At 60.5% G+C, this 6,168-nt stretch carries 6 protein-coding genes; 5 read left to right on the top strand and 1 reads right to left on the bottom strand.

Annotated elements, in window-relative coordinates; genetic code table 11:
• Positions 1 to 1,319: phenylacetic acid degradation bifunctional protein PaaZ (gene paaZ, locus RDN59_RS10955; RefSeq protein WP_308607869.1), on the bottom strand; the 1,319-nt coding region annotated here is incomplete at its 3' end.
• Between the two features lie 102 nt (positions 1,320 to 1,421).
• Between paaZ and RDN59_RS10950 the strand changes: the two genes are divergently transcribed.
• The 5 genes from RDN59_RS10950 to RDN59_RS10930 form a co-directional block, all read left to right on the top strand.
• Positions 1,422 to 1,832 (top strand): PaaI family thioesterase, encoded by a 411-nt coding sequence (locus RDN59_RS10950; protein WP_308607868.1) that lies wholly within the window; start codon positions 1,422 to 1,424, stop codon positions 1,830 to 1,832.
• 275 nt (positions 1,833 to 2,107) lie between these two features.
• Positions 2,108 to 2,203 (top strand): K(+)-transporting ATPase subunit F, encoded by a 96-nt coding sequence (gene kdpF / locus RDN59_RS10945; RefSeq protein WP_039672809.1) that lies wholly within the window; start codon positions 2,108 to 2,110, stop codon positions 2,201 to 2,203.
• Positions 2,203 to 3,915, top strand: coding sequence for a potassium-transporting ATPase subunit KdpA (gene kdpA, locus RDN59_RS10940; protein ID WP_374044612.1), 1,713 nt, complete (start codon positions 2,203 to 2,205; stop codon positions 3,913 to 3,915). The genes kdpF and kdpA overlap by 1 nt, the downstream gene beginning before the upstream one ends.
• Complete coding sequence (gene kdpB, locus RDN59_RS10935) at positions 3,912 to 5,981, top strand: potassium-transporting ATPase subunit KdpB (protein WP_308607866.1); 2,070 nt, start codon at positions 3,912 to 3,914, stop codon at positions 5,979 to 5,981. The genes kdpA and kdpB overlap by 4 nt, the downstream gene beginning before the upstream one ends.
• Before the next feature lie 29 nt (positions 5,982 to 6,010).
• On the top strand, positions 6,011 to 6,168 hold a 158-nt coding region (locus RDN59_RS10930), incomplete at its 3' end, for a potassium-transporting ATPase subunit C (RefSeq protein ID WP_308607870.1).

Here is a 6,168-nt window from a genome sequence, read left to right as displayed (position 1 = left end):
GCATACTCGCGGGCGAGCTGCGGGTCGTGCGTAATGACGGAGGCAACCAGCGAACCAGAGCCCAAGGCGGCGAGCTCAACGGCCTCGGCGGGGGAGTCGTAGCCCAGGAAGGAGACGACGGGGCCGAAAGCCTCGGTGTCGTGCACGGCTGGGGTGCGGTTATCGGCAAAGCGCAGGATGGTGGGGTTAAAGAATGCGCCCTCGGTCTCCTCGCCGCCGTAGACAATCTCACCGCCGCCTGCTTTGAGCTTCTCGACGGCCTCCGCGACGTCCTGCTTCTGATCCACGGAGACCAGCGGGCCCATGGTGGCGGAAGCATCGCGCGGATCGCCCACGACCACCTTGTCGCGCAGGCGTGCGCTGAGGGCTTCGATGGTGGCGTCGACAAGCGCATGCGGGACGATGGCGCGGCGGATGGCGGTACACTTCTGGCCCGCCTTCGAGGTCATCTCACCGAAGACGGCTTTGACGAAGGCGTCGAACTCCGGGGAATCTGCGGTGACATCGGCGCCCAGAATGGCGGCGTTGAGGGAGTCAGCCTCCGCGCTGAACTGGATGCCGCCCTCGATGACGTTGCGGTGTGCACGCAGGGTGTTCGCGGTATCGGCGGAGCCGGTAAAGGCGACGTGATCGCGGTAGTCCAGGTGATCCAACAGGTCACGGGCGGAGCCGGAAATGAGTTGCAGGCTGCCCTCCGGCAGGATTCCGGAATCGATCATGAGGCGCACGCAGGCCGCGGTGATGTAGCCGGTCGGCGTGGCGGGCTTAACAATCGAGGGCACGCCTGCGATGAAGGCCGGGGCGAACTTCTCCAGCATGCCCCAAACGGGGAAGTTGAAGGCGTTGATCTGTACGGCTACGCCAGGGATGGAGGTGTAGATGTGGCGGCCGATGAAGGAGCCGTCCTTGGAGAAGACCTCCGCTTCGCCATCCGGCATGACGGTGGAGTTGGGCATCTCGCGGCGGCCCTTTGAGGAGAAGGTGAACATGGTGGAGATACCGCCGTCGATATCGACGAAGTTATCGCGCTTGTTGGCGCCGGCCTTGTTGGCCAATTCGTAGAGCTCTTCGCGGTGATCCTGAAGGTAGATCGCCAGCTCCTTGAGCTTGAGGGCGCGCTCGTGGAAGGTGAGCTTTTGCAGCCCTTCGCGCCCGGTGTTGCGTGCGTAATCGATGGCGCCGGCGATGTCGAGGCCTTCGGCGCTAACCCTGGCGACGACGTCACCGGTGGAGGCGTCGTGCACGTCCGCAACGCGCGAGGGATTGTCCGGGGTGAGCCACTGGCCGGAGAGGTAGCTGGGGACGAGGGCTGCAGTCATAGCGAAAAGTTTGGCCTTTCCATTAGTTTCCGAACGGTTGGTCAGTAAATACAGGTTAGTATAGTCTGCGTCACATTTCTAGGGTTAAGTAAGGAGTGCAGCATGGCCGCAGAGGTTTGGAAGATTCAGTTGGGTGAGCTGGACAAGAAGATGGGTGTCGAAATCCTGGAAGAGTCGGCCGAGCGGGTGGTGGCCACCATGCCGGTCGAGGGCAATACCCAATCCTTCGGGCTGCTTCACGGTGGGGCCATGGCGTGCCTAGCAGAGGCCGTCGGCAGCTGGGCGGCGGTGATTCATGCCTCGACGCTGGGCAAGGTCGCCGTCGGCGTGGATATCAACGCGACGCACCACGCTTCCGGGCGCTCGGGTCTGGTGACGGCGACGGCCACCGCCATCAAGCTGGGCAAGACGCTGTGCTCCCACGAGATCGTCATTACAGATGACGAGGGGAGGAGGCTGTGTACGGCGCGCATTACGAATGCGTTGATTTCCCCTAAAGCGGAAGGGAAGTAAGGGAGTCCGTAAATAAAGCGTAAAAATCGGGGTCAAGGGGTGTAAAGATGCCGCAAATAACTCGTAGGTCTAGGGGAGACCGGGCTTAACGTCAATGCTCGGCAGGTGCTTTAGACACCGGCGCTCGGTGCTCTGGGGCACTGGGCACACCTTGTATTGCTTTCACCCAAGGGGGTCTCTCCCACATGTTGGACATTCTGGTCATCGTGATCGTGGTCCTTGTGTTCGGCGGTCCTTCCTCCATTAACGAGTTTATGGACGGAGACGCGTAGGACATGAACACCATCACAGCGGTCATCGGGCTCATCATTGTTGTCGCGCTCGTGGCCTATCTCATCATTTCCCTTATTGACCCGGAGCGTTTCGCATGATCGCCAGCATTGTGGCGGTAGCACCGCAGTACCTCGCCCTCTTTGCCCTTCTAGCGGCGGCTTATGTGCCGCTTGGTAACTGGATGGCCCGTGCCTATACCTCTGAAAAAGACTGGGCTGTCGAGCGCCTCGTGTACAGAATTTTGCGGGTTGACCCCAACCGGGGCCATAACTCCAAGAACTACACTCGTGCGCTGCTGGGCTTCAGCTTGGCCTCCGTCCTCGTCCTTTACGCAGTGCAGCGGCTCCAAGCAGTGTTGCCAAGCTTTGGCAACGCCCGCGAGAAAGCCGTGGAGCCGTGGATGGCCTTCAACACCGCGGCTTCCTTTACCTCCAACACCAACTGGCAGTCCTATTCCGGTGAAGACACCCTAACCAATGCCACGCAGATGCTGGGCCTGACTGTACAAAACTTTGCCTCGGCTGCCGTGGGTATGTGCGTCGCCGTTGCGTTGATCCGTGGCATCGGCCACCTGGGTTATCAGCGCGACGTGGCGGCATCGCAGGATGGCCAGAAGCTCATCGGTAACTTCTGGGTGGATCTCACCCGTGGTCTTGTTCGCATTCTACTTCCCCTGTCACTCATCATCTCCACCGTGCTCGTCCTCGGCGGAACCATGCAAACCTTTGGATCCAACCTGGTCACTGACTCTGGCGTAGATATTTCCCGTGCTCCCGTGGCTAGCCAGGAAGCCATTAAGCTCCTGGGTACCAACGGCGGTGGCATCTTCGGCGCCAATTCGGCGCACCCGTTTGAGAACCCGACCGGCTTTACCAACCTCGTGGAGATCTTCTCCCTGCTTGTCATCTCCTTCTGCATGATCCGCACGTATGGTGTGATGCTCAAGTCGCAAAAGCACGCGTGGACGCTGCTCGGCGTGGCTGGTGGTTTGTGGACCGTCATGGTTGTTCTGGTGACTTGGGCACAGCACACTCTTGTGGGCGGTGCGTCCCAGTTGGCAGGCGCCAACATGGAAGGTATCGAACAGCGCCTTGGCATTGACGCCTCCGCATTGTTCGCCGTGTCCACCACGGGTACCTCGACGGGTGCCGTGGATTCGATGCACGATAGCTATTCGCCACTGGGCGGTGGTCTGCTCATCCTCAACATGCTGCTGGGTGAAATCGCGCCGGGCGGTGTGGGCACTGGCCTCTATGGCCTTGTGATTGTGGCTATCCTCGCTGTGTTCATCGGTGGCCTCTTGGTGGGCCGCACACCGGAGTTTATGGGCAACAAGATTGGCCGCAAGGAAATTTCAGCGGTCAGCCTGTACATCCTCACCATGCCGGTTCTGGTCCTCGTGGGCGTCGGCGCTTCCGTGGCGCAGCGCAAGCTCGTCGAATCCTCAGCGACCAACGTCGGTGCACCGGGAACGGCTGATAATGCCCACAGCCTGTCGGAAGTTCTCTACGCTTTTACCTCGGCGGCGAATAACAACGGTTCTGCTTTTGCTGGACTGACGGTTACTGAGCCCTGGTGGCAGATCACGTTGGGCTTGGCCATGCTGTTGGGCCGTTTCCTGCCCATCGTCTTCGCCCTTTACCTAGCCGGAAGCCTGGCAGGACAGAAGCGCCAGGCCACCACCGCAGGCAGCTTACCCACCTCCGGCATTACCTTCTCGCTGTTGACTATCGGTGTAATCCTGCTGGTTGCAGCGCTCACTTTCTTCCCTGTCCTCACCCTGGGTCCCATTTCGGAGGCACTATCATGACAACCCAAACCATCACCGCTGAGCCGGATAAGACTCCTCACCGCAACGCTCCGGAGAAGAGCAGTGGTCTCGCGGCTGCGGCGCTGAAAACGCTGCCGAGCAAAATGTCCCCGCTCGCCCAAGCACGCAACCCCGTGATGTTCGTCGTGTGGGTCGGCGCCGCACTGACCACTGTGTGGTCCATCCTCAACCCCAGCTTTTACGGCTGGGTCGTGACGGTATGGCTGTGGTTCACCATTGCCTTTGCCGCCTTCGCCGAGGCTTATGCCGAAGGCCGTGGCAAGGCCCAGGCAGACAGTCTGCGCTCTGTGCGCGATGATGCCACTGCCAATCTCATTACTGACTCTGGCATTGAAGTGGTTCCCGCGTCCGAGCTGACCAAGGGTGCCATCGTGCGTGTGGAAGCAGGGGAGACCATCCCGGGTGACGGTGACGTCATCGAAGGCGCCGCAACCGTCGACGAGTCTGCTATCACGGGTGAATCGGCTCCCGTCGTCCGCGAGGCCGGCGGTGACCGCTGTGCCGTGACCGGCGGCACCGTGGTGCTCTCTGATTCCATCAAGGTCAAAATCACCTCCGAACCGGGCTCCACCTTCGTTGACACCATGATCGCCTTGGTGGAGGGCGCGGAACGCCGCAAGACTCCGAACGAGATTGCGCTGAGCATCCTGCTCTCCACGCTGACCATCCTCTTCCTCGTCGCCGTCACTGCGCTTGCCCCAATGGGGCTCTTTACCGGCGCGGAGCTTTCGCCACTATCCCTTATCGCTCTGTTGGTCTGCCTAATCCCTACCACCATTGCCGCCCTACTTTCGGCAGTCGGTATCGCCGGCATGAACCGCCTCGTTCGCCACAACGTTCTGGCCACTTCCGGCCGTGCGGTGGAAGCAGCCGGTGACGTCGCCACGCTTCTTATGGATAAGACGGGCACCATCACTTACGGAAACCGCCAGGCCACCGGCCTGATTGTGGCTTCGGGCGTTGACGAGCGCGAGGCTGCAGCGATTGCTCGCATTTCCTCCCTAGCGGATGAAACCCCAGAAGGCCGCTCCATTGTGGCCTGGCTGACTGAAAACTACTCTCTGTCCAGCGAAGGAGATGCAGAAGCGCGGAGTGCGGAGGTCGTTCCATTCAGCGCGTCGACGAGGATGTCCGGCCTTGACCTGGCTCACCGCAAGCTGCGCAAGGGCGCTGGCGATGCCGTACGCAAGTGGGTTACTGAAGCAGGTGGCACCTGGCCGCAAGAGATCGAGGATTCCGTAACCCGAATTGCACAAGACGGTGGCACCCCGCTGCCTGTCGCCGTGGAAGAATCCGATGGCAGCCGCACGGTTATTGCGGTGGTGCAACTGAGTGACGTCGTCAAGCCCGGCATGGCCGAGCGCTTCGCCGAGCTGCGCCAGATGGGAATCAAGACCATCATGGTCACCGGCGACAACCCGCTGACCGCAGCTGCCATTGCCAAGGAAGCCGGCGTCGATGATTACATCGCCGAAGCTACTCCGGAGGACAAGCTCGCCCGCATCCGTGAGGAGCAAGCACAAGGCCGAATGGTGGCCATGACCGGTGACGGTACTAACGACGCCCCGGCGCTGGCCCAAGCGGACGTGGGCGTGGCCATGAACACAGGTACCTCCGCGGCGAAGGAAGCTGCCAACATGGTGGACTTGGATTCTGACCCGACAAAGCTCATCGATGTCGTTCGAATTGGCAAGCAGCTGCTGATCACCCGCGGTGCGTTGACCACCTTCTCCTTGGCCAATGACCTGGCGAAGTACTTTGCCATCCTGCCGGCGCTCTTCTCTACGCAGTTGCCGCACTTGGAGCGCCTCAACGTCATGCACCTGCATTCCCCTGAGTCCGCCATTGTTTCCGCGGTTGTCTTCAACGCGCTCATCATCGTCGCGCTCATCCCATTGGCGCTCAAGGGCGTGTCCTACAAACCGGCCTCCGCGTCTTCACTGTTGCGCCGCAACCTCGGTATTTGGGGATTAGGTGGCGTGATTACCCCGTTCATTGGCATCTGGCTCATTGACCAGGTCGTCTCCCTCCTCCCAGGCCTATAAAGAAAAACTGCAAAGAAAAGGAAGCAATAATGCGTGTTTATCTGCGTAATCTCCTTGCCGGATTTGTTGCCGTGCTCTTATGCGTCGTCGCGCTGGGCATGATCTATCCGGCTGCGGTGTGGGGAATATCTCGCATCACCCCGAAATCTGCCGAGGGAAACCTTATCTACCGGGGTGAATGCCTGGT

The sequence above is a fragment of the uncultured Corynebacterium sp. genome (genome assembly GCF_902489365.1).
GTDB lineage: Bacteria > Actinomycetota > Actinomycetes > Mycobacteriales > Mycobacteriaceae > Corynebacterium.
The sequence above is the reverse complement of the archived record's forward strand: the minus strand, read 5'-3'. Positions and strand labels throughout refer to the sequence as shown.

Coding starts and splice junctions, on each gene's coding strand:
- kdpF (WP_039672809.1), top strand. CDS start 2,108: ATGAACACCATCACAGCGGTCATCGGGCTCATCATTGTTGTCGCGCTC.
- RDN59_RS10950 (WP_308607868.1), top strand. CDS start 1,422: ATGGCCGCAGAGGTTTGGAAGATTCAGTTGGGTGAGCTGGACAAGAAG.
- kdpB (WP_308607866.1), top strand. CDS start 3,912: ATGACAACCCAAACCATCACCGCTGAGCCGGATAAGACTCCTCACCGC.